Origin of the sequence: Brachybacterium sp. UNK5269 (assembly GCF_049266655.1) — a bacterium.
GTDB lineage: Bacteria > Actinomycetota > Actinomycetes > Actinomycetales > Dermabacteraceae > Brachybacterium.
Genome location: NZ_CP184883.1, coordinates 1,809,414 through 1,832,055 on the forward strand (window position 1 = coordinate 1,809,414; position 22,642 = coordinate 1,832,055).

Below are 22,642 nucleotides of genomic sequence, written 5' to 3' on the forward strand. Positions count from 1 at the left end.
GCCGGGCGATCTGTCGCCCGGATCCGTCGACGTCCTGTGCGGCGAAACGCTCAGTCGCGGCGGTAGGGCTCGTCGTCCTCCGGCGCGCGGACCGGCTCGCGATCGCGCGGGGCGTCGTCGCGGGGATCGTACTCGCGCTCGCGGTGGTCATCGCGCGGACGGGAGGAGCGGGAGGGGCGCACGACGATGTCGTCCTCGTCCTCGTCGACGTTCTTGTCGTCGCCGCGCAGCTCCTCGACCTCGCTCTTGAAGATGCGCATCGACTTGCCCATGTTGCGCGCCAGGCCCGGCAGCTTGTTGGCCCCGAACAGCAGAATGACCAGCACGATCAGCAGGACGATCGCCCAGGGGTTGCGGAAGAAGTTCATGGAGGTCCCTTTCGACAGCGCCGCTCTCGTGCACGGGCGCACCTATCATCCCACAGCGGATGGGGCGCCGACGGGTCGCCCCGGTGGCGACTCGGCCCACCGCACGGCGGGTGGTCCCAGGGTAACCGCTGCTAGGGGGTGTGACGCGCCCGGGAGATCTGCGCCACGGTCACGATCGTGTCTCTCAGCTCACGTGGGGTGAGCACCTCGACCGCGCCGGCGGACTCGAGCACCGCGTCCACCAGCGGCGCCAGCACCGGGGAGTCCAGGCGGGCGAAGGCCGCCTCGCCTTCGCCGTCGCGCAGCTCGGCGGCCGCGAAGGACTCGGCGACCCAGCGGCCCGGCGGCGCGAGCCGCACCCAGACCTCGCCGGCGACCCGTCCGGAGAGGTCCGGGCCGCCCCCGGTCCCGGCCCGCTGCTGGGGTGCGTCCTCGTCCAGGATCTCCACGATCCGGTCCAGCCGGAACCGGCGCTCGCCCCCGGCCAGCTCGCAGTCGGCCAGCAGGTAGGAGCGGGCGCCGTCGGTCTCGATCCGCAGCGGCCGGATCCGGCGCACGCTCGTGCCCGGGCGGTCGTTCGAGGAGTAGCGGATCATCAGCCGCGAGCGCTCGGGGTCCCCGGCGGCGCGCAGCGCGCTCTGCACCGCGGCCAGCACGCCCTCGGCGCGGTCGGCGGTGCGGGCGATGCGCTCGTCGGCGCGGACGGCCTCGGCGATCTCGGTGCGGGTGGGGAGGGCGGCGGGGGTCTCGGCCCGGCCGGCGGCGCCGGCCAGCAGCTTGGCCCGGGCCGAGGCGACCACCTGCTCGGTCTCCCCCGCCGCGGGTTCGAGGGTGGCGAGCCCTGCCAGCAGGGCGGTGATCTCCACGGCGCTGAGGCTGAGGGCGCGGCGCAGCGGCTCGGCGTTGCGCACCCGCACGGTGCCGTGCTCCCACTCCGCCTCGATGAGGTCCTCCCAGCCCGCGCCCATGTCCCCGCAGACGAACAGCACCTGCAGGTCGGTCACGAGCTGCTTCTCGGTGACGCCGAGCGCCTCGGCGAGCTCGGCGAGATCCGCCTCCCCGCGCGACATCACGAAGGAGGCCACCGAGATCAGGCGCGAGAGATGGTCGCCGCTCTGGGCCGTGCTGCGGATCCTGGGCTCGGGGCGCAGGGTCGCGGCGGCGAGGGCCGCGGTGTCCGCCTCTCCCCGGTGGAGGGCGATGATCGCCCCCAGCACCTCGGCGATCTCCCGGCGCCAGGCGACCGGCTCGAGCAGCTCGATCCAGCGCACGTCGGCCAGCAGCAGACGCCGGGCCGCCGGTCGCGGCAGGGTGGGCAGCGTGAGGCGCTCGGCGGCCAGCTCGGCGCCGGCGCGGTCGCGCAGGGACAGCGCCTTGTAGGGGGCGGCCTCGAGCACCGCGGGGGCGCGGTCGGAGCTGTCGAGCATCCCCTCGAGCACCTGCGCCAGGTCGGTCTGCGCGGGTCGGGGCGCGGTGGCCGCGGGGCCGTCCTGGGGGAAGGACTCGATGCGGGAGGCCCGGAACAGCCGCGGCGCGGAGCGGTCGCGGTCCCAGCCGTGCAGGTACCAGTGCCCGTCGTGGACGCCCACCACCCAGGGCTCGACCCAGCGCAGGGCCGGGGCGCCGTGGGTGCCGCGGTAGACGAAGCGCACGGACCGACCGGCCACCACCGCCTCCAGCAGCGGGGTCAGCACCGGCAGGGACTCGACCGCACCGCGGGGGGCGCGGCGCAGCAGGTCCGGGTCGGCGTCGTGGCCGAGGCTCAGCAGCTTCGCGCGGACCCGGCGGGCCGCTCCCCCGGCGGCGGCGTCGTCCCAGGCGCGGCTCGCCGCGAGCAGCACCGTGTACTCCTCGGTGGTGAGGTCGAGCACGGCGCCGGCGGGTGCCGCGTCGATCCGGTAGTAGACGGTGTTCTCGTCGAGCACGTCGCGCTCGGTCACCAGTGGCAGGCCCAGCGCCAGGATCGAGGCCTTGTCGCGCTCGAACATGCGCTCGGCGGCCTGGTCGGAGGTGGCCTCGGCGTAGTCGGGGATCACCGCGAACAGCTTCGCGCGGTCGATCCTCCGGCGCGAGCCGATCGTCATGATGACGTTGAGCAGTCTCTCCACACCCTTGGCAGCCACCGCCCCAGCGTAGCGGCCGTGACCAGGCCGACGCGGCCACCGCGGTCGGGCCCCTCTAGGCTGGGCCCATGCTGCAATGGGAACGGGGACGGGTGAGCGCCGCGCGGGCCTCCTGGCACGGCGTGGAGCGGCTCGAGGTCGAGCTCGAGGACGGGAGCGGGACGCTCACCGCGATCGCCTACCCGGAGCTGACCGGCACGCCCGCTCCCGGGGAGCGGGTGCTGCTGAACACCAACGCGCTGCGGCGGCAGCTGGGCACCGGTGGCGACGCCATGGTGGTGGCGCGGCTGGACGTGATGCCCGCCGCGCCGCCGACCTCCGGTCACATGGTCAAGGCCCGCTACACCCCCATGCAGACCCTGGTCACCGCCCTCGACGACCCCGCGGGCGAGCACTACGAGACGCTGCGCGAGGCCGAGGACATCGGCGGGATGCCGGTGGTGGTCGCGGACCTCCACTCCTCCCTGCCCGCCCTGGTTGCGGGCATCCGCGCCACCTGGCGAGGCGCCCGCATCGCCTACGTACACACGGACGGGGCGGCGCTGCCGGCGGCCTACTCCCGCACCGCGGCCCGGCTGCGGAAGGCGGAGCTGCTCAGCGCCGTGATCAGCGCCGGTCAGTCCTTCGGGGGCGACCACGAGGCGGTCACCGTGCACTCGGCCCTGCTGGGCGCCAAGCACGTGGTGCGCGCCGACGTGACGATCGTGGTGCAGGGCCCGGGGAACCTGGGCACCGGCACGCCCTGGGGCTTCTCCGGGGTGCAGGCCGTGGAGGCGCTGCACGCCGCCGCGGTGCTGGGCGGGGTGCCGGTGGCGACGCTGCGGGTCTCCGGCGCCGACGACCGCGAGCGCCACCGCGGGCTCTCCCACCACTCCTCGACCACCTACGGCCGGGCGCTGCTGACCCCGGTGCGCCTGCCGGTGCTGCCCCGCAACGATCACCGTTACAACGGATTCCATGCGTCCGTGCGGAAACAGGTGAAATCGACGATCCTCAAGCCGGCGGCGAAGCGCGGGATCGCCCATGAGCTCACCGAGGTCGACGCCAAGGGGCTGCGGGACGCGCTCGAGGAGATGCCGGTGCGGATGACCACGATGGGCCGCACCCTGGCCGAGGACCCGGCGGCCTTCCAGTACGCGGCGCTGGCCGGTCGCTGCGCCGCCTCCCTGGCCCCGCGCGGCTGAGCCGGGCACCCGCGTCGGGCGCCCGGCTCAGGCCTCGGGGGACTCGGCGGCCTCGCCCCGCTGCCGCACCAGGTCGCGCAGCAGCCGCGCGCCGGAGATCGCGTGCTCACCGTCGTAGCGCTGGAGGGCCTGCAGCTGCAGGGTCGAGCCGTCGGCGAGGTCCAGATGCGCCCAGGGGTCGCCCATCGGGAAGCTGATGGTGATGATCTCGGCCCATTCCACGGTGCGGGTGCGCATGAGGTTGCGCACCTCGAGCCGGGCGGGCCGGGCGATGATGCGCACCGAGGCCTCGAGGTGGCAGAACAGCAGGACCAGCACCCCGATCACCACCAGCGCCACCCGGCCGCCGAGGGAGAAGGTGGTGATCGCGATCGCGCCGCCGATCATCCCGGCCAGCACGATCACCCCGGTGAGGTAGGCGAAGACGCGCACCATCCGCGGGCGCAGCACGATCGTGGCCGGCTGCTCGCCGCTCTCGCGCCTCGGCCCGGGGATGCTCATCGCCGACTCAGATGCGGCAGGCCTGGATCGCGGTGACCAGGATGGCGCGGGCGCCGGCGTCGTAGAGGTCGTCCATCATGCGGTGCGCGGTGCGGCGGTCCACCATGGCGCGCACGGCCGACCACTCCCCGCCGTGCAGCGGCGAGACCGTCGGCGACTGCAGCCCGGGGGTGATCGTCACGGCCCGCTCGAGCAGGGCGCTGGGGATGTCGTAGTCGAGCATCACGTACTCGCGGGCCACCAGCACGCCGCGGATGCGCCGCTCGAGCACCTCGAGGGTGTGGGCGCCGGTCTCGTCGAGCTCCATCCCGGGTCGGGAGAACAGGACCGCCTGGCTGGTCATGATGGGCTCGCCGAAGGGCTCCAGTCCCGCCTGGCGCAGCGTGGTGCCGGTCTCGACCACGTCGGCGATGACGTCGGCGACGCCGAGCCGGATGGAGGACTCCACGGCCCCGTCGAGGTGGACCACCTCGGCGGTGAGGCCGCGGTCGGCGAGGTAGTCCTCGACCAGGTTCTCGTAGCTGGTGGCGATGCGGGCGCCCTGCAGCTCGGAGACGTCCTGGTGGGAGCCCAGCGGCGCGGCGAAGCGGAAGGTGGAGCGGGCGAAGCCCAGCGGCAGGATCTCCGCGGCCGGGGTGCGGGAGTCCAGCAGCATGTCCTGGCCGGTGATGCCGACGTCCACGGTGCCGGAGCCGACGTACACCGCGATGTCCCGCGGGCGCAGGTGGAACAGCTCGACGTCGTTCTCCTCGTCGACCACCACGAGCTCCTTGGCGGTGCCGCGGCGCCGGTAGCCGGCCTCCTGCAGCAGCTCGGCGGCGGGCTCGGAGAGAGCTCCCTTGTTGGGAACGGCGATGCGGAGCACGGGTCCTCCTTGGCCGCGGGGCGGCGCACGACGGGGAGCGGGAGTGGGGCGAGGGCGAGGGGCCGCTCAGAGCTGCTGGTAGAGGTCCTCGAGGCTGATGTCCTTGGCGATCATCATCACCTGCAGGTGGTAGATCAGCTGGCTGATCTCCATCGCGGCGGCGTCCTTGGACTCGTGCTCGCAGGCCATCCACACCTCGGCGGCCTCCTCGACGATCTTCTTGCCGATCTGATGCACGCCGGCATCGAGCTCGCGGACGGTGCCGGAGCCCTCTGGCCGGGTGCGGGCCTTGGCGGTGAGCTCGGCGAACAGGGTCTCGAAATCCTTCACCCCGCCAGGGTACGCGGACCGGCGGGCGGCTCGCTGCGCCGCCCACCGGTCGCGATCAGTCTCACTCCCTGCGCACCGTGGGATCCAGGTGCGCGGTCTCCACCGTCACCCGCAGCTCGGCCTCGCCCCGGCGCCGCCGCACCCGCCACCAGACGAAGAAGCCGACCAGGGTGAAGGCGCCGTAGAAGACGTACATGAAGGCGCTCGCGTAGTAGCCGGCGCTCCACAGCAGGGGGACGCCGACCAGGTCGACCGCCACCCAGATCAGCCAGAACTCGACCCAGCCCTTGGCCATGCCGAAGGTGGCCAGCAGGCTGCCCATGAAGATCCAGGCGTCGGCCCAGACCGGCTCGTAGGAGCCCAGGGCCCGGAACAGGGGGGTGAGGGCGGCGGTGCCGCCGAGCAGCGCCACCAGCAGCAGGGCGCGGGTGCCCCAGGAGGCCCATTCGGGCTCGACGGCGGTGCCGCCGGAGTTCTTCGCCTCGCGCCAGCGTACCCAGCCGTAGATGCTGGTGGCGATGAACATCACCTGCCGGCCGGCCTGCCCGAGCAGGTCCACGGAGTTCGGGTTGCCGAACACCGAGCCCAGGAAGACCGTCAGCAGCAGGAGGTTGCCGATGATGCCGATGGGCCAGGCCCATACCTTGCGTCGCATGCCGCCGAACGCGCTGAGCAGTCCGAAGACGTTGCCCAGCACCTCGCGCAGCAGGAGGAACTGTCCGTTCGCGAAATCGATCCGCGCGTCGAAGAGCCACTGCAGAAGATCCATGTCGGTCCTTTCTCCGTCGGATGCAGTGGCTCCGGGGGAAAAGGGTTCCGGCAGGGCGGCGGGGCGCGCGTCAGGGCGCCCCGAGGACCTGCAGGACGTGCGCCTCTCATCCAGGCTGTACTGTCGGTGCCGGAATTCCACCGGCTCCACCGCGGATGCGGGTCGCGGACTGTCACCGCCGGCTCGGACTTCCACCGACCCCGGAGCACGTCACTGGTCGTGACGCGAGAAGTCTAGGTCAGTGGGCGCCGTGGGCGCGCGCGAGTTCACGCAGGGCGGAGATCTCCTCGGCCGCGTCCCGGGCCCGGTAGATCGCCGAGCCGGCCACGAAGACGTTGGCCCCGGCCTCGGCGCAGCGCTCGATGGTCTCCCGGCTGACGCCGCCGTCGACCTGGATCGAGACCTCGAGGTTGGCCTCCCCGATCGCCTTCCGGGCGCGCCGGATCTTGGGCAGCATGGTCTCCAGGAAGCTCTGGCCGCCGAAGCCCGGCTCGACGGTCATGATCAGCAGCATGTCGAACTCGCCGATGATGTCCAGCAGCGGCTCCACCGCGGTCGCGGGCCGCAGCGCGACACCGGCCTGGGCGTTCTTGCGCCGCAGGTCGCGGGCGAGCTTGACCGGGGCCGCGGCGGCCTCGAGGTGGAAGGTCACCGAGGCGGCCCCGGCCTCGGCGAACAGCGGCGCCTGGGTATCGGCGTTCTCGATCATCAGGTGCGCGTCCACGGGGATCGCGCTGCGCTCGACGATCTGCTCGACCATGCTCGCGCCGAAGGTCAGGTTCGGCACGAAGTGGTTGTCCATGACGTCGACGTGGACGGAGTCGGCGCTGGCGATCTTGTCCAGCTCGGCCCCGATCGCCATGAAGTCGGCGTTGAGGATGCTGGGGTGGATGTACTGGCCGTCGGTCGAGTACGCAGAGGTCATGGGGTGGGTCGTCCTTCCGGGGCGGGGGCGGGGTGCTTGCGGAGCAGGGAGATGAACATCGCGTCGGTGCCGTGGACATGGGGCCACAGCTGCACGGCGGGGCCCTCGCCGAGGTCCACCTCGGCCTGCTTCGCGGGCAGGATGCCGGCGCGGACGGCGTCGCGGGCGTCGAGCTGCTCGACGTCCGCGCGCCGCTTGAGCACGTCGGCGACGATCAGCGTCGTCTCGGCCAGGTGCGGGGAGCAGGTCACGTAGGCGACCACCCCGCCGGGTGCGGCGGCGTCGAGGGCGGAGACCAGCAGGTCGCGCTGCACGGCGCCGAGCTGCCCGACGTCGCCCGGGGTGCGGCGCCAGCGCGCCTCGGGGCGGCGGCGCAGCGCGCCGAGGCCCGAGCAGGGCGCGTCGACCAGGACCCGGGAGAAGCGGTCCGGCAGCTCCGCGCCGAGGGTGGTGCCGTCGGCGGTGCGGGTGGTGATCTCGCAGCCGGCCTCGCGCAGGGTCGCCACCGCCCGGTCGACCAGCGCGGTGCGGTGGGGCTGCAGCTCGACGGCCAGGAGATCGGCGTCGTGGTCGATGGTCAGTCCGCCCAGCAGCGCGCTCTTGCCGCCGGGGCCGGCGCAGAGGTCCAGCCAGTGGGCGTCCTCGGCCAGGACCAGGTCGTCGGCGCCGATCGCGAGGGCCAGGGCCGCGAGCTGGCTGCCCTCGTCCTGCACGGCGGCGCGGCCCTGCTGGACCGGCTCCAGGGCGCCGGGGTCGCCGCCGGCCCAGGAGGCGCCGAAGATGCTGAGCGCTCCGCCGCCGGCGCCGTGGTCGATGAGCTCGTCGACGTCGGTCAGGCCCGGTCGCATCACCAGCGAGACGGCCGGGGCGGCGTTCTGCGCGGCCAGCAGCTCGTCGATCTCGTCCCGGGAGCGGCCGTGGCCGGCCAGGGCGTCGCTCAGGGCGCGCACCACCCAGCGGGGATGGGAGTGGACCACGGCGAGGTGGCCGGTGGGGTCCTTCGCGCGATCGGGGGCGACGGTCTCGATCCACTCCTGCCGGCTGCGCTCCCCCACCCGGCGCAGCACCGCATTGGCGAAGCCGGCGGCACCGGCCCCGACCTCGGCGCGGGCCAGGGCCACGGTCTCGGAGGTCGCGGCGTGCGGGGCGACGGTCATGTCCAGCAGCTGGTAGGCGCCCAGGCGCAGCACGTCCAGCAGGGCGGGATCGACCTCCGCCAGCGGGCGGTCCACGCAGGCGGCGAGGATCGCGTCGAGCCGGCCCTGGGCGCGCAGGGAGCCGTAGAGCAGCTCGGTGGTGAAGGCGGCGTCGCGGCCGGTGACGCGACGCTCGCGCAGCAGTCGCGGCAGCACCAGGTTCGCGTAGGAGTCCTCCTCGCGGACCATCCGCAGGCCCTCGAGGGCCACCTGCCGGGACGGGGTGGAGCGCCGGGAGCGCTCGGAGGGGCGGGCGGCGGAGTAGCCGCGGCGGGGGCCGCCCTGACCGCGGGCGCCGGAGCGCTCGCGGCCCTGTGCGTCGCGGCCGCGCGGGGGGTCCTGGCGGCCGCCGCGGGGGCCGTCCGATCGGCCGCGGTCCTGGCCGCCGCGTCGCTGCTCGCTCATGCCTGCTCTCCTTCCGGCCGGGCCGGGGTGAAGGCGGCGTCGGCCGCCAGGGCCGCGCCGCGGGCCCAGTCCGCCGCCCGCATCGGCCGCTTGCCGGCCGGGGCGAGGGTGGACAGGGCGATGACGTCGGTGCCGGTTCCCACCAGCAGCTGGCGACGGGTGGCGGCCAGCCGGCCCGGGGGCAGCGGGTCGTGCTCCGGGGCCGCCTCGACGCCGAGGATCTTGGTGCGCGCGCCGTCCAGGTGGGTCCAGGCGCCGGGCTGCGGGCTCATGCCGCGGATGTGGGCGCTGACCTGCTCGGCCGGCATGGTCCAGTCGATCTGCGCCTCGGCGGTGCTCAGCTTGGGGGCGTGGGTCGCCCGGGCGTGGTCCTGCGGGGTGAAGGTGGCGGTGCCGTCCTCGATCGCGTCGAGGGCGGACGCCAGCACGGCGGCGCCGGCCACCGCCATCCGCTCCAGCAGCTCCCCGGCGGTCTCGAACTCGCCGATCTCGGTGGGGGCGGTGGTCACGAGGTCGCCGGTGTCCAGGCCCTGTTCGAGGCGGAACACGCTCATGCCGGTGGTGCGCTGCCCGGCCAGGACGGCGCGCTGGGCGGGGGCGGCGCCGCGCCAGGCGGGCAGCAGCGAGAAGTGCAGGTTCACCCAGCCGTGGCGGGGGATGGTGAGCGCGGCCGGGGGGACCAGGTTCCCGTAGGCCACCACCGGGGCGGCGTCGGGGGCGAGGTCCCGCAGCTGCCGGCGGACCTCCGCATCGCGCAGGGTGGTGGGGGTGAGCACCGGCACCCCGGCCTCGAGGGCGAGGGTCTTCACCGGCGAGGGGGTGAGGCGGCGCCCGCGCCCGGAGGGGGCGTCGGTCCGGGTGAGCACCCCGACCACCTCGTGGTGGGAGTCGAGCAGGGTGCGCAGGGAGGGCAGGGCGGTCTCCGGGGTGCCGGCGAAGAGAAGTCGCATGATGCCTCGAGTCTACGGCGGGCGGGCTCAGAACACGTCGGGCGGGTCGAGCCGCACCCGCAGGGAGCCCTTGGCCTTGCGGGCGCTGCGGGCGGCGACCCCCGCGCGCAGGGCGGCGGCGAGCTCCCGGGAGCGGGCGGGATCGATGCGCAGCACCGCGCGGGCGCGGCCGGCGGCGTCGGGGCCCTCGAGGTCGACGGGCCCGAACACGTCGGTGGCGTCCGGCAGCTCGACGGATTCGAGGAAGCCGCGGCAGGCGTCGCGGTCCCCCACGATCTCGGCGACGCGGCGGAAGGGGGGCAGTTCCAGCTCGCGGCGGTCGGCGAGCACGCGGTCCAGGAAGAGCGCGGAGCGGTGGGCGACCAGGTCGCGGATCGCGGGCAGGGTCGAGGTGCCGACGACCAGCACCTCGCCGCCGTTGTCCGCGCTGCGCACCAGCGCGATCGCATTGCGCCAGCGGCGCACGGCCTCGACGTCGGCGTCGAAGGCCGCCCGTCCCAGCAGCGCGTCCGCGTCCAGCAGCAGGGCCGCCGCGTAGCGGGCCGGCGGGGCGGGCTCGGCGCCCGGGGTGGCGACGACGATCGCCCGCTCCGGCACGGCCTCGTCCGCGAGGGCGCCGTGGGCTCCCCCGGCGACCTTCAGCGGGGCGTCGGGGAAGGCCCGGTGCAGCTCCTCGGCGGTGCGGGCGGAGCCGACGACCATCGCCCGCACCTGGGTGCGGTCGCATTCGGGGCAGCGGTAGCCGTCCTCGCGGCGCCCGCAGACGCGGCAGTGCAGCGGGCCGCCGCGGGCGCCGAGGGACAGCGGTGCGGCGCAGTGCGGGCACTGGGCGCGGGTGCCGCAGAAGGTGCAGGCGATCGCGGGGACGTAGCCGGTGCGGGGCACCTGCACCAGCACCGGTCCCCGCTCGAGGCCGCGGCGCAGCACCCGCATCGCCTCCTGGGGCAGCCGGGAGCGGCCGGAGGGACCTTCCCGCTCGCGCAGGTACTGGTCCATCGCCACGATCCGGGGGCGCACGGCGGTGACCGGGGCGGGCAGCGGCTCCAGCCGGGCCAGGTAGCCGAGGTCGGCGAGGGCGCGCAGCGGGACCGAGTCGCTCGCGGCCAGGAACAGCAGCGCGCACCGCTCCTCGGCCGAGCGGCACTGCAGCACGGTGCGGGTGTGCGGGTAGGGGGCGCGGGGCTCCTCGAGCAGGTCGTCGGCCTCGTCCCAGCAGATCACCAGGGCCAGGTTCCGCACCGGGGCGAAGGCCGCGGAGCGGTTGCCGAGCACGATCCGGGTGGCGCCGCGCAGGATGCGGCGGAAGGTGCGGTAGCGCTTCTCGGGGCCCTCGGTGCCGGCCAGGATCTCGTGGTCGAGGCCGCGCGCGGCCAGCTCCCGGGAGAGCCGGGCCACGTCGCGCTGGTCGGGGGCGATCACCAGCGCGCCGCGGTCGGGGTCGAGGTCGCCGAGGGCGTCGGCGACCACCGTGGTCCAGGCATCGGCCGCATCGAGGGTGAGGCTGGCGCGGGGCACCGGCCCGGTGGGGCTGCCGGCCCGCGCGAGCAGGGCCGCCAGTCCCGGGTAGCGGTCGCCGGGGCGCGGGCGGGCGGGCGCGGCCTCGGCCGCTGCGGCGTCCGGGACATCCGGGCGGTCCGGGGAGTCGACGTCCTCCGCGGTCTCCCGCTCCTTCTGCTCCGCGGCGCGGTCGGCCTTCTCGGCGCGGGCGTGGCGCGGCGGCAGGGCCAGGCGCAGGACGTCGCCGACGGTGCCGGCGCAGCGCTCGGCGACCTCCTCGCAGACCCGCATCAGGGCCGGCGGCACCACCACGTCGTCGGAGACCAGGCGGTGCAGCGGGGCCAGGGGGCGATCGGTCGAGGGCTGCTCGTGGCGGCCCAGCACGATGCCCTCGGTGTCACGGCCGGAGAACCGCACCCGCACCCGCATGCCGGGGCCGGCGTCCGCGGTCGCCGGGGTGACGGCGTACTCGAAGGGGCGGTCCAGGTGCGGGAGCACGCCGATCAGGCGCACGCTCGCCACCGGCAGCTGCTCGACCACCTCGAAGCCTGCGGTGGTGCGCAGGCCGGGGGCCCGGGCCCCCGGATCGGGGCCCGGGTCCGCCGGCGCGCGGGCCGGCGGGTCGGGAGCGGGAACAGCAGCGGCGGGGGCGGGGGCCTCGAAGAGGCCCTCCTGCTCCCCCGCCGCGCCGGGTGCGGAGGCGCTCAGCGCTTGTGCACCGCCACCAGGTCGCAGACGAAGATGAGCGACTCGCCCGGGGCGATCACCGGCGGGGCGCCCATGTCGCCGTAGCCGAGGGCGGCGGGGATGTCGAGGCGACGGCGGCCGCCGACCCGCATGCCCTGGACGCCCTGGTCCCAGCCGCTGATGACCTGGCCGACGCCGAGCTGGAAGCGCAGCGGCTCGCCGCGGTCCCAGGAGGCGTCGAACTGCTCGCCGGTGGAGTGGGAGACGCCGACGTAGTGCACGTCGACCACGTCGCCGCGGCCGGCCTCCTCGCCGTCGCCGACGATCTCGTCGGTGCTGATCAGCTCGCTGGGCGCGGGGCCCTCGGGGTGCTCGATCTCGGGCTTGCTGCGATCCATGGATCCTCCTGTGGTGGTGGGGTGAGGGGGTCAGTCTGCCGTGTGCGCGGCGTCGAGGACGTCGATGACGAAGACGAGGGTCTCCCCGCCGAGCTCATGGGCCGCGGGGTCCTCGCCGTAGCCGTCCGCGGGCGGGATCACGAGCATCACCTGGCTGCCGACGCTCAGGTCCAGCAGGTGCTCGTCCCAGCCGGTGATCACCATCCCCGAGCCCTGGACGAAGCCGAAGGGGGCGCCGCGCTCCCAGGAGGAGTCGAACTGGCTGCCGTCGGAGAACTTCCAGCCGGTGTAGTGCATCGTCAGGTAGTCGCCGGCGCGGGTGGTGTCGCCGGTGCCGACGATCAGCTCCTCGCGGGTGGTCTCGGTCGGCGGCTCGCCCTCCGGCGGGGCGTCCAGGGCCGGGGCGCCGTTCTCGGCGAGGGTGACGGTGGGAAAGCGTCCGGAGGGGTCGCCGCTCTCGCCCTCCGCGCGCAGCGGGGAGACCACCCGGTCCACGTCGGCGACCTGCAGCAGGGAGCGGGCCTGGCCGGCCTGGTCCTGCTGCCAGCCCGCCATCACGAAGCGGGAGCCGACCGGGACGGTGGTGAGGAAGGAGTACGCCTCCTCGCCGACGCCCTCGGCGGTGACCTGGACACCGCTCGCGGGGGCGCCCTGCCACCAGGACTGCAGGGTCTCGCCGGTGGAGGCGTCGACGAACAGGCTGCGCCAGATGACGGTGTCGCCGTCGGCGATGACCGCGCCGTCGCCGGGCGTGATCAGGCGGGCGTCGGCCGCGGTGATCTCGAGCGGGGCGGTGAACTCGATGGTCGGCTCGGCGCCGAGGTCCTCGCTGACCGTGACGCCCGACAGGACGTCGCCGCCGCCGTCGGAGGCTCCCCCGCCGTCGGAGGCGCCGCCGGCCTGCTCGGCATCGTCGGTGCAGGCGGCGAGCCCGAGGGCGGCGGTCGCGGCGAGGGCGGTGGTCAGCAGCGTGCGGCGGCGGATCAAGTCGGTGGCCTTTCGGAGCGGACGCCCCGGACGGGGCACGGCATCCAGCGTACGGGCAGCGGGGTGGGCGGGAGCTGGGCGGTGAGCTGTCGCTCAGGCCGGGGGCGCGGGGGTGGCGGCCCCGCCCAGGGCACGGATCTCCGCGAGCAGCGCGTCGACCTCGGGCAGGGAGGTCGCGAAGGGGTCCAGCACCTGCACCGGCATCGCGCCGGGGCGGGTCAGGCGCAGGGTGGTCCAGTCCACGACGTGGTCCACGCGGTGCTCCTGCGCCGCGGTGACGACCTGCCCGCGCAGATGGGCGCGGGTGGTGGTGGGGGCGGTGGTGCGCGCCTGCGCGATGCGCTGCTCGGGCAGCGCGGAGGGGGCCAGGCCCCGGCGCTGCAGGGCCTGGAAGACGCTGTGGGCGGGGTCGATGTCGTGGTAGGCGAGGTCCAGGCGTTCGATCGCGGGATCGGCGAGGTCGACCCCGCGGCGCTCGGCGACCTGGGTGAACAGCCGCTCCTTGATCGCCCAGTCCAGATGGGTCGCGGCCCAGGAGCGGTCCCCGGTGCGGACCGCGTCGAGCGCCTTCTGCCAGGTCTCCAGCACCTCCTGCTCGCTCTCGTCGGCCAGGTCGGTGACGTGGTCGAGCCACTGCTGCTGGACGTCCAGCGCGGTGGTGGCGCCGCCGTCGGCGGTGGGGATCGGCGCCGCGCCGCTGGGATCGCGGGCGACGGCCCGGATCGCGGAGATGTCGTCGTGCAGCGCGAGCTGGGGCAGGGCGCGGCCGGACTCGATGGCGCGCAGCACCAGGTCGGTGGTCGCGAAGCGCAGGTGGGTGGAGACCTCGCTCATGGTCGAGTCGCCGACGATGACGTGCAGGCGGCGGAAGCGGGTGGGGTCCCCGTGCGGCTCGTCGCGGGTGTTGATGATGGGGCGGGTGCGGGTGGTGGCCGAGGAGACGGCCTCCCACATGTGGTCGCTGCGGCGGGAGAAGACGAACCGCGCGCCCTTGTCGATGCCGTCGGCGGAGCCGTCCCGGACCACTCCCCCGGCGCCGGTGACGATCTGCCGGGTGACCAGGAAGGGCAGCAGGAAGCGGGGCAGGCGGGTGAACTCCCCGCGCCGGTCCACCAGGTAGTTCTCATGGGAGCCGAAGGCGTCGCCCGCGGAGTCGACGTTGTTCTTCAGCAGGTGGATCCGGGCGTCCTGCCCGTCCGCGGCCAGGCGCTGGTTGGCCTGCGCGGCGAGGTCGGCGAAGATCCGCTCGCCGGCGCGGTCCTGGGCCACCAGCTCCCACCAGTCGTCGCATTCGGCGGTCGCGTACTCGGGGTGGGAGCCGACGTCCAGGTACAGCCGGGCGGCGTTCGGCAGGAAGACGTTCGAGGAGCGGCCCATGGCCACCACCGGGCGGAACAGCTCCCGGGCGGCGGCCTCGGGCTCGAGGGCGCGGGAGCCGTCGGACCGCACGCACACCAGTCCGAACTCGGTCTCGAGCCCTCCGACGCGACGCTTCATCGGCTCACTGCCCGCCCTTCTGGACGAAGGAGCGCACGAAGGTCTCGGCGTTGGACTCCAGGACCGCGTCGATCTCGTCCAGGAGGTCGTCGGCGGCCTGCGCGGAGGCGAAGGTCTGCCCGCCGGTGGCGACGGCGTCGTCGGCGGACTCGTCGGGGCCGGAGCCGGGGGCGTTCAGGGACTGCTGGGACATGGGGTCCTCCTCGTCATTCGGCGACGGCTCGGCGCAGGGCGTCGAGGATCGTCGCGGGGTCCTTCGTCAGGTCGATGCCGTGGGCGGCGCACCAGGCGGCCGAGCCCAGGCGCGGGTCGGCCAGGCGCAGCCGATAGCCGGTCTCGGGGCCGGCCAGGGTGATCGCGTCCCATCCGGCCGCGGGCACCAGCTCGCGGTGGGCGGCGATGAGGCCGCCGCGCAGGTGGGCGCGGGTGCTGGTGGGGGCGGTCGAGACCGCCGCCGCCACCTCCTCCGCCCCCACCAGGGTGCCGACGGCGCCGGCGCTGCGGAGCTTGTCGAACAGTCCGCGGCCGGGGCGGAGGTCTGAGTACTGCAGGTCGATCAGGGCCAGCCGGGGATCGCCCCAGTCCAGGCCGTGGCGGCTGCGGTAGCGCTCCAGCAGCTGCAGCTTGGCGACCCATTCCACGCGGTCGGCGGCGAGCATCGGGTCCTGCTCGAGCAGGTCCAGCAGCTCCCCCAGGCGGTGATCACCTGCGCGGTCTCCGCGTCGCCGAGGTCGGCCACCGCGCTCAGCGCCTCGAGGTGGGCGCGCTGGATCTGGACGGCGGTGAGCTCGCGGCCGTCGACCAGGGGCACGGTGGTGCGCAGGCCGGGGTCGTGGCTGATGGCGCGCACCGCCGCGACCGGGTCGGCCAGGCGCAGGTCCGGGAGGATCGCGGTGCCGGTGCGGTGCTCGGCCTCGAGGGCGGCGAGCACCAGCGAGGCGGTGCCGAGCTTGAGGAAGGTGGACTCCTCGAGCAGGTTGGCGTCGCCGATGATGACGTGCAGGCGACGGAAGCGGGAGGGGTCCGCATGCGGTTCGTCGCGGGTGTTGACGATCGGCCGGTTCAGCGTCGTCTCCAGCCCCACCTCGGCCTCGATGAAGTCGGCCCGGGAGGAGAGCTGGAAGCCGGGGCGCTCGCCGCGGGTGCCCAGGCCCACCCGGCCCGCGCCCACCAGCACCTGACGGGTGGCCAGGAACGGCAGCATCGCGGCGACCACCCGCTCGAAGGGCACGGCGCGGTCGACCAGGTAGTTCTCGTGGGTGCCGTAGGAGGCGCCCTTGCCGTCGGTGTTGTTCTTGTACAGCGCGACCTCGGGGATGCCGTCGGCCTCGGCCAGGATCCGCATCGCCCGGCGGGCGATCTCCTCGCCGGCGCGATCCACCACCACGGCCTCGCGGGCCCGCAGCACCTCGGGGGCGGAGTACTCGAGGTGGGCGTGGTCGACGTACCAGCGGGCCCCGTTGGTGAGCACCGCATTGCCGATCGAGCGCTGCGCGGCCCAGGTGAGCACGTCGGCGTCGTCGCCCGCGGGCGCGACCTCGGGGCCGGTCACCGGGGCGTCGAGCTCGACGCTGGGGACGTGGGCGTCGCGGACCTCGTCGGTGAGCTGGGTGGGATGGGCGGCGGCGCGCTGCAGCTCGAAGCCGCGGGCGTCGCGCAGCGGGGTCTCGTCCCCGTAGTCCCAGCGCACCCGGCGGCCCCGCTCGCCCTCGTGCGGGTCCAGCAGCGCGTAGGCGCCGACGACCAGGTGGGACAGCAGGATCGAGCTGCCCGCGCCGGCGCGGGCACGGTCCTCGAGGTCGGCGTGCAGCACCCCGAACTCGGTCTCGATGCCCATCACCCGCTCGGTGGTGAGGCCGGCGCGCTGGCCGGGGTCCGTCGCGGTCACGCGGTCACCTCCCGGGCGGCGTCGGCGGCGACGTCGCGGCTGCGTCCCTGCAGCGGGACCACCGCCTCGACCCGGCGGCCGCGGTGGCCGGAGATCCGCGCCCAGTCCTCGGGATGGGCGGCCGAGGGCATGTCCTCGTTCTCGATGAACTCAGCGGTGATGGCGTCCCGCAGGTGCTGGGAGGTCAGGCCCACGTCCCCGGTGGACAGCTGGTCCTTGACCGCGAGCTTCTTGGCCCGGTCCACGATGTTGCGCAGGGTCGCGCCGGAGACGAAGTCGCGGAAGTGGAGGGTCTCGGAGGCGCCGTCGGAGTAGTCCACCCGCACGAAGGCCGAGGAGGGGCCGTCGGCGTAGATCTCGCGCATGGCGAGGTCCAGCAGCTGCTCGCGGTCCTCGCGCACCGGGACGCTGCGGTCGAGGTAGAGGCCGAGGATCTCGCGGCCGGCGCGGGCGTTGGGGCGGCGCACGCGGATCTTCACGTCCAGCCGGCCCGGGCGCAGGATCGCGGGGTCGATCATGTCCTCGCGGTTGGAGGCGCCGATGACGATGACGTTGTCCAGGCCCTCGACGCCGTCGATCTCGGCCAGCAGCTGGGGGACGATGGTGGTCTCGACGTCGCTGGAGAGCCCGGTGCCGCGGGTGCGGAACAGCGCCTCCATCTCGTCGAAGAAGATGACCACGGGATGGTCGGCGGCGGCCTTCTCGCGGGCCCGCTCGAAGACCAGCCGGATGGAGCGCTCGGTCTCGCCGACGTACTTGTTCAGCAGCTCGGGACCCTTGACGTTGAGGAAGGCGGAGTTGGCCAGCGCCTCCTCGAGGCTCACGCCGCGCACCTCGGCGCTGCGCAGCACCAGCTCATGGGCGACGGCCTTGGCGATCATGGTCTTGCCGCAGCCGGGCGGGCCGTACAGCAGCACGCCCTGCGGGGGTCGCAGCCCGTAGGTGCGGTACAGGTCCTGCTGCAGGAACGGCAGCTCGACGGCGTCGCGGATGGCCTCGATCTGGTCGCCGAGGCCGCCGATCTGCTCGAAGGAGACGTCGGGGACCTGCTCGAGCACCAGGTCGGTGATCTCGGCGCGGTTGATCCGCTCCAGCACCAGCTGGGACCTCAGGTCCACCAGCACGTGGTCGCCGGGGTGGAGCGGCTCCTCGGTGAGGGTGCCGGCGCGGCGCAGCACGCGGGTGTCGTCGGGGGCGACGGCCACCAGCACGCGGGTGTCGGCGAGGGGCTCGACCACCGGCACCACGTTGCCGGCGTCGCTGGGCGGGACCGCCTCGACCGCGGCCAGGGACTCGTTCAGGCGCAGCTCGGCGCCGGGCACCAGCGCATCCAGGTCCAGGCTCGCGGCGGTGGCCACCCGCAGCCGACGCCCGTTGTGCAGGACGTCGATGGTGGTGCCCTCGCAGCGGCGCAGGAAGGTGGCGTAGGAGTTCGGCGGGTCGCCGACGCGCTCCAGGTCGCTCTTGAGCTCGACGATCTGGGCGCGGGCGGCGCGCAGCCCGCTGACCAGGCGCTCGTTGTGGGCGGCGAGCTGCTCGAGCTCGGCGGTCATCTCGGCGTACGTCTTCATGAGGGGTTCTCTCCTTCCCGCCCGGCTCAGCGGTCGCGGCCCTGGCGGATGTCCCGCAGGGCGCGCTTCAGCTTGCGGGGGGCGACTCCGCGCTCCCCCAGGTCCCGCTCGGTCCAGGCGGAGTCCGAGCCGCCGAAGCCGTCGTTGTCGGGGTGGTCGACCTCCTCCTCGAGCCGTGAGCCGGGCGCCGGACGGGTCACGCGGGTCAGCGCGGCCGTGCCGTGGGCGGTGCGGCGGGAGGTCAGGAGGAAGCCGGTGTGGGCGTTCATGCGGTGCTCGGGGCGCACCGCGAGGCCCTCGAGGTGCCAGGGGCGCACGAAGCTCTCCCAGGCGTAGGGCTCGGTGAACTCGCCGTGGTCGCGCAGGGCCTCCGCGGTGCGGGAGAGCTGGGTGACGGTGGCGACGTAGGCGAGGAACACCCCGCCGGAGACCAGCACGTCGGCCGCGGCGTCCACGCACTCCCAGGGGGCGAGCATGTCCAGCACCACCCGGTCCACGGCGGGCGCCAGGGTCGGGGCGACGTCCTGGAAGTCGCCGATCGAGAGCTCCCAGGAGGGGTGCGGTCCGCCGAAGTAGGTCTCGACGTTCTCGCGGGCCACCTCGGCGAAGTCCTCGCGGCGCTCGATCGAGTGGACGCGGCCCTCGGGGCCGACGGCGCGCAGCAGCGCGGTGGTCAGGCCCCCGGAGCCGACCCCGGCCTCGAGCACCCGGGCGCCGGGGAAGATGTCGCCCCACATGAGGATCTGGGCGGAGTCCTTGGGGTAGATGATCGCCGCGCCGCGGGGCATGGAGAGCATGTAGTCCGCGTACAGCGGTCGCAGCGCCTGGTAGCGGGTGCCGCGGGTGTCCTCGACGACCACGCCGTCCTCCGCGCCGAGCAGCTGCTCGTGGCGCAGCACCCCGCGGTGGGTGTGGAACTCGCCGCCGGGCTTGAGGGTGATGGTGTGCAGGCGGTTCTTGGCGTCGGCGAGCTGGACCTTGTCGCCGGCGGCCAAGGGGCCGGTGCGATCGAGGCCGCGGCGGGGGGCGCGGGGTGCGGGACCGGGCGCCGGGGCGGGGGCGTCGGGCTGCGGCGGCTGGTCAGTCATGCCTTCCAGCATATGGCCTGGGCGAAGGGGCGGACCGCGATGTTCACCGTCCGCGCAGGAGGTCGTCGACGGCGGCGGTGGTGATCACCCCGCGCGGGCGGCCGTCGGGCTCGAGCACGAGGTAGAGGGCGGCCGGGCGGGAGAGCATCGCGGAGACCAGGGCGTCGCCGCGCAGGGAGGCGGGCAGCGTCGCGATCTCGCCGAGGGAGCCGGCGACGGCGCCGACCGGGGTGGCGGCCCGGTGCTGCGCGGGGACGGCCGCGGCGGCGGCCGGATCGATGCGGTAGGCGCGACCGAGGATCCCGGGGCCGGCGGCGGTCCGCTCGAGGATCAGCACCGCGTCGAGGCCGGGGGCTGTGTCGAGCTCCGCGAGCAGCAGCTGGGGCGGGACGATCCGCATCGGGCGGGCCAGGGCGGCGGCGTCGAGGGCCTCGATCCGTCCCTGCACCCGCGCTCCCTCGAGGGCGCGGGAGGCGCCCTGCCAGAGCACGCCGGCGATCAGCACCGCCCACACCAGGGTCAGCAGGGAGACGCCGCCGGTATCGCCGGCGCGCAGGGCCCGCGCGAGGGGGACCAGGACCACGGCCGCGGCGATGGCGCGGCCGATCCAGGCGGTCACCACGGTGCCGGTGCGCGGGCTGCGCAGCACCCCGCCGAGCAGCGCCTCGAGCGCCCGTCCGCCGTCCATCGGCAGTCCCGGCAGCAGGTTGAACAGGGCCAGGGCGATGTTCAGCCAGCAGCTGAGGGACCAGAAGGTGCCGGGGGCGGAGCCGGGCTCGGTCAGCTGCACCGCCCCGTAGGAGAGCGCGGCCAGCAGACCGTTGCTGAGCGGGCCCGCGAGGGAGATCAGCAGCGAGCCGGTCGCGGACATCCGCTCGGCCCGGTACTGGGTGTGGCCGCCCCACAGGGTCAGCGCGATGTGGTCCACGGTGCCGCCGAAGCCGCGCGCGACCACGGCGTGCGCGATCTCGTGCACCAGCACCGAGACGATCATGAAGGCGCCGATGCCGACGGCCAGCAGCACCGCGGTCAGCGGCGCCCGGCCCGGGCCGCTCAGCCCCGGGTAGAGGATCACGGCGATCAGGAGCACCGTGACCAGGGTGCCCGGGCTGACGCGGAGGGGCGGCAGCGGGCCGAGGCGCAGCAGGGGGCTCGTCATCGTCTCACTCCTCCGGACGCGGACGAGGGGCGTCCGGGACGATGCGAGGATAGCGCCCGCCTCTGGGCCCCGCTGCCCGGACCCCTCCCCACGGGCCCCGCTCCGGGGCCCGTGGGGAGGGGCGTGCGGTGCCTATGATGGAGCGATGAGTCGAATCGCCATCACGGCTTTCAGCGGATGGAACGACGCCGGTGACGCCGCGACCGGAGTGATCGAGCACCTGCTCGAGGTGTGGCCCTCGCGTCCGGTGGGCGCGGTGGACGCCGAGGAGTTCATCGACTTCCAGGTCAACCGCCCCGAGATCATGACCACCGAGGAGGGGCTGCGGATCGTCGAGTGGCCCGATACGCGGCTGCACCTGATCACGCCCCCGCGCGGCCCGGAGATCGTCACCGTGATGGGACCGGAGCCCTCGCTGCGCTGGAAGCGGTTCTGCGACGAGGTGCTCGAGCAGCTGCAGGTGCTGGACGTGAGCTCGGTGATCTCGCTGGGGGCGCTGCTGGCGGACTCCCCGCACACCCGGCCGCTGCCGGTCTCGGCGACCGTGGAGCCGGTGCCCGCGCAGAGGGTCGACGATTCCGAGCTGTACAGCGGCCCGGTGGGGGTGCCGACGATCCTCGCCCGCCGCACCGCGAGCGCCGGGCTGCGCACCACCAGCATCTGGGTGCAGGTCCCCCACTACGTCTCGCAGAACTCCTCGCCCAAGGCGGTGCTGGGGCTGCTGCGCGAGGTGCAGGACCTGATCAGCGCCCCGATCCCGATCGAGGAGCTGATCGAGGACGCGGAGGCCTGGGAGCGGGGGGTCGACGAACTGGCCCGCACCGACGAGGACGTCGCCGAGTACGTGCGGCGCCTGGAGCGGGCGCAGGACGCGGCCGGGCTGCCCGAGGCCAGCGGCGATGCGATCGCCAAGGAGTTCGAGCAGTTCCTGCGCCGTCGGCGCGAGAGCGACTGAGCCGGGCCCCGGCCGACGGCGACCGGCTCAGCCCCGCAGGTCCAGCCCGAACAGGGCATCGGCCGCGGCGGCGACGTCCCCCGGACCGGCGGTGGGCGCGGCGGCTGCGGCGGCGCCGGAGGCCCAGGTCTCCAGCGCGGCCAGGGCCGCCGGGGTGTCGAGGTCCGCGCGCAGGGCCGCGCGCAGGGCCTCGACGGTCGCGGGGTGGTGGCCGCCCCGGGCGGCGGCGGCGCGGAAGCGCGCCAGGCGCTCCGCGGCGGTGGCGAGCTCCTGGTCGGACCAGTCCCAGTCGGAGCGGTAGTGGTGGGCCATCAGCACCAGGCGGATCGCCATCGGGTCGACGCCGTCCCGCACCAGGCGGTGGACGAACACCAGGTTCCCCAGCGACTTGCTCATCTTCTCGCCCTGGTAGGCGACCATCCCGCTGTGGGCGTAGGTGGTGGCGAAGGGCCGGCCCAGCGCCACCGCATGGGCCGCGCTGAGATCGTGGTGGGGGAAGATCAGGTCGCTGCCGCCGGCCTGGATGTCGAAGGGCAGGTCCAGGCCCTCCTCGGCGATGCACACGCATTCGACGTGCCATCCCGGGCGGCCCCGGCCGAGCTCCCCGGCCTCCCAGGCCGGTTCGCCCTCCCGCTCGGCGCGCCACAGCAGCGGGTCGAAGCGGCCGCGCTTGCCGGGACGGTCGGGGTCTCCCCCGCGCTCGGCGAAGACCTCGAGCATCTGATCCTCGCCCCATCCGGAGACGTCCCCCAGGGCGCCGTCGACGGAGAGGTCCAGGTACCAGTCGGGGCCGGCGGCGTCGTCGGACTCGACGGGGTAGGCGCGGCCGCGGTCGTGGAGCGTCCGCACGGCGGCGATGATCCGGTCCATCGACTCGCTCACGGAGCGGTAGGTCTCCGGCGCGATGACGCGCAGCGCCTCCATGTCCTCGGCGAACAGCTCGACCTGGGAGGCGGCCAGCTCGCGCCAGTCGACGCCGTCGCGCTGCGCCCGCTCGAGCAGGGGGTCGTCGACGTCGGTGACGTTCTGGGCCATCTCGACCTCGAGGCCGGTGTCGCGCAGGGCGCGGCGCACGAGATCGGCGGCGTGGTAGGTGGCCGCATGGCCGAGGTGGGTCGCGTCGTAGGGGGTGATCCCGCAGACGTACAGCCGGGCCCTGCCGGGGGTCAGCGGGGTGATCGGCGCCGTGCGCCCGGTGCGGGTGTCATGCAGCCTCAGGGGGACGCCCGAGGCGGGCAGCGGCGAGAGCGACGGAGAAGTCCAGGATTCCACCACTCGATCATACGGGCCGGTCAGGGC

At 74.7% G+C, this 22,642-nt stretch carries 20 protein-coding genes, 1 pseudogene and 1 riboswitch; of the genes and pseudogenes, 2 read left to right on the plus strand and 19 right to left on the minus strand.

Annotated features, from left to right (window positions below):
• Positions 1-50 precede the first annotated feature (50 nt).
• Positions 51-368, minus strand: a complete 318-nt coding sequence (gene tatA, locus ACOJUI_RS08335) for a Sec-independent protein translocase subunit TatA (protein ID WP_422117580.1) — start codon at positions 366-368, stop codon at positions 51-53.
• A gap of 131 nt (positions 369-499) precedes the next feature.
• Positions 500-2,491 carry a WYL domain-containing protein gene (locus tag ACOJUI_RS08340; protein WP_422117581.1) on the minus strand — a complete coding sequence of 664 codons (1,992 nt, stop codon included), beginning with the start codon at positions 2,489-2,491 and terminating at the stop codon, positions 500-502.
• Between the two features lie 68 nt (positions 2,492-2,559).
• On the opposite strand from ACOJUI_RS08340, the gene ACOJUI_RS08345 reads away from it, so the two are divergent.
• The gene (locus tag ACOJUI_RS08345; protein WP_422117582.1) at positions 2,560-3,675 is read left to right on the plus strand and encodes a DUF3866 family protein; all 1,116 of its coding nucleotides are present in this window, start codon (positions 2,560-2,562) and stop codon (positions 3,673-3,675) included.
• Between the two features lie 27 nt (positions 3,676-3,702).
• Here ACOJUI_RS08345 and ACOJUI_RS08350 read toward each other — a convergent pair whose 3' ends face one another.
• From ACOJUI_RS08350 to ACOJUI_RS08425, 16 genes and pseudogenes are all read right to left on the minus strand, one after another.
• Positions 3,703-4,176 carry a PH domain-containing protein gene (locus ACOJUI_RS08350; protein ID WP_422117583.1) on the minus strand — a complete coding sequence of 158 codons (474 nt, stop codon included), beginning with the start codon at positions 4,174-4,176 and terminating at the stop codon, positions 3,703-3,705.
• 7 nt (positions 4,177-4,183) lie between these two features.
• A complete protein-coding gene (gene hisG, locus ACOJUI_RS08355; protein WP_422117584.1) occupies positions 4,184-5,041 on the minus strand; it encodes an ATP phosphoribosyltransferase in 858 nt (285 codons plus the stop codon).
• Positions 5,042-5,107: 66 nt separating this feature from the next.
• Positions 5,108-5,371 (minus strand): phosphoribosyl-ATP diphosphatase, encoded by a 264-nt coding sequence (locus tag ACOJUI_RS08360; protein ID WP_422114517.1) that lies wholly within the window; start codon positions 5,369-5,371, stop codon positions 5,108-5,110.
• Positions 5,372-5,432: 61 nt separating this feature from the next.
• Entirely contained in the window at positions 5,433-6,140 is a 708-nt protein-coding gene (gene pnuC, locus ACOJUI_RS08365; RefSeq protein WP_422114518.1) for a nicotinamide riboside transporter PnuC, read from the minus strand.
• A gap of 94 nt (positions 6,141-6,234) precedes the next feature.
• Positions 6,235-6,352: riboswitch (FMN riboswitch) on the minus strand.
• Positions 6,353-6,378: 26 nt separating this feature from the next.
• A complete protein-coding gene (gene rpe, locus ACOJUI_RS08370) occupies positions 6,379-7,065 on the minus strand; it encodes a ribulose-phosphate 3-epimerase (RefSeq protein WP_422114519.1) in 687 nt (228 codons plus the stop codon).
• Positions 7,062-8,666: a transcription antitermination factor NusB gene (locus ACOJUI_RS08375; protein ID WP_422114520.1), complete on the minus strand. Its 1,605-nt coding sequence runs from the start codon at positions 8,664-8,666 to the stop codon at positions 7,062-7,064. Before ACOJUI_RS08375 ends, rpe begins: the two co-directional genes overlap by 4 nt.
• The gene (fmt, locus tag ACOJUI_RS08380) at positions 8,663-9,616 is read right to left on the minus strand and encodes a methionyl-tRNA formyltransferase (protein ID WP_422114521.1); all 954 of its coding nucleotides are present in this window, start codon (positions 9,614-9,616) and stop codon (positions 8,663-8,665) included. Before fmt ends, ACOJUI_RS08375 begins: the two co-directional genes overlap by 4 nt.
• Positions 9,617-9,643: 27 nt before the next feature.
• A complete protein-coding gene (locus ACOJUI_RS08385) occupies positions 9,644-11,653 on the minus strand; it encodes a primosomal protein N' (RefSeq protein WP_422114522.1) in 2,010 nt (669 codons plus the stop codon).
• 164 nt (positions 11,654-11,817) lie between these two features.
• Entirely contained in the window at positions 11,818-12,198 is a 381-nt protein-coding gene (locus tag ACOJUI_RS08390) for an FKBP-type peptidyl-prolyl cis-trans isomerase (RefSeq protein WP_422114523.1), read from the minus strand.
• A 30-nt stretch (positions 12,199-12,228) separates the two neighbouring features.
• Positions 12,229-13,185 carry an FKBP-type peptidyl-prolyl cis-trans isomerase gene (locus ACOJUI_RS08395; protein WP_422114524.1) on the minus strand — a complete coding sequence of 319 codons (957 nt, stop codon included), beginning with the start codon at positions 13,183-13,185 and terminating at the stop codon, positions 12,229-12,231.
• A gap of 93 nt (positions 13,186-13,278) precedes the next feature.
• Positions 13,279-14,682, minus strand: coding sequence for a Pup--protein ligase (gene pafA / locus ACOJUI_RS08400; protein ID WP_422114525.1), 1,404 nt, complete (start codon positions 14,680-14,682; stop codon positions 13,279-13,281).
• 4 nt (positions 14,683-14,686) lie between these two features.
• Positions 14,687-14,875 carry a ubiquitin-like protein Pup gene (locus ACOJUI_RS08405; protein ID WP_422114526.1) on the minus strand — a complete coding sequence of 63 codons (189 nt, stop codon included), beginning with the start codon at positions 14,873-14,875 and terminating at the stop codon, positions 14,687-14,689.
• Between the two features lie 13 nt (positions 14,876-14,888).
• Positions 14,889-16,519 (minus strand): annotated as a pseudogene (gene dop, locus ACOJUI_RS08410) (depupylase/deamidase Dop).
• Between the two features lie 47 nt (positions 16,520-16,566).
• The gene (gene arc, locus ACOJUI_RS08415) at positions 16,567-18,141 is read right to left on the minus strand and encodes a proteasome ATPase (RefSeq protein WP_422114527.1); all 1,575 of its coding nucleotides are present in this window, start codon (positions 18,139-18,141) and stop codon (positions 16,567-16,569) included.
• Between the two features lie 26 nt (positions 18,142-18,167).
• The gene (locus ACOJUI_RS08420; RefSeq protein ID WP_422114528.1) at positions 18,168-19,229 is read right to left on the minus strand and encodes a tRNA (adenine-N1)-methyltransferase; all 1,062 of its coding nucleotides are present in this window, start codon (positions 19,227-19,229) and stop codon (positions 18,168-18,170) included.
• A 43-nt stretch (positions 19,230-19,272) separates the two neighbouring features.
• On the minus strand, positions 19,273-20,388 hold the full coding sequence (locus ACOJUI_RS08425; RefSeq protein ID WP_422114529.1) for a site-2 protease family protein: 1,116 nt from the start codon (positions 20,386-20,388) through the stop codon (positions 19,273-19,275).
• 145 nt (positions 20,389-20,533) lie between these two features.
• Between ACOJUI_RS08425 and ACOJUI_RS08430 the strand changes: the two genes are divergently transcribed.
• Positions 20,534-21,343: a PAC2 family protein gene (locus ACOJUI_RS08430; protein WP_422114530.1), complete on the plus strand. Its 810-nt coding sequence runs from the start codon at positions 20,534-20,536 to the stop codon at positions 21,341-21,343.
• Positions 21,344-21,370: 27 nt separating this feature from the next.
• Here the strand turns inward: ACOJUI_RS08430 and mshC are convergent, their stop codons facing one another.
• On the minus strand, positions 21,371-22,615 hold the full coding sequence (mshC, locus tag ACOJUI_RS08435) for a cysteine--1-D-myo-inosityl 2-amino-2-deoxy-alpha-D-glucopyranoside ligase (RefSeq protein ID WP_422114531.1): 1,245 nt from the start codon (positions 22,613-22,615) through the stop codon (positions 21,371-21,373).
• Positions 22,616-22,642: the final 27 nt, after the last annotated feature.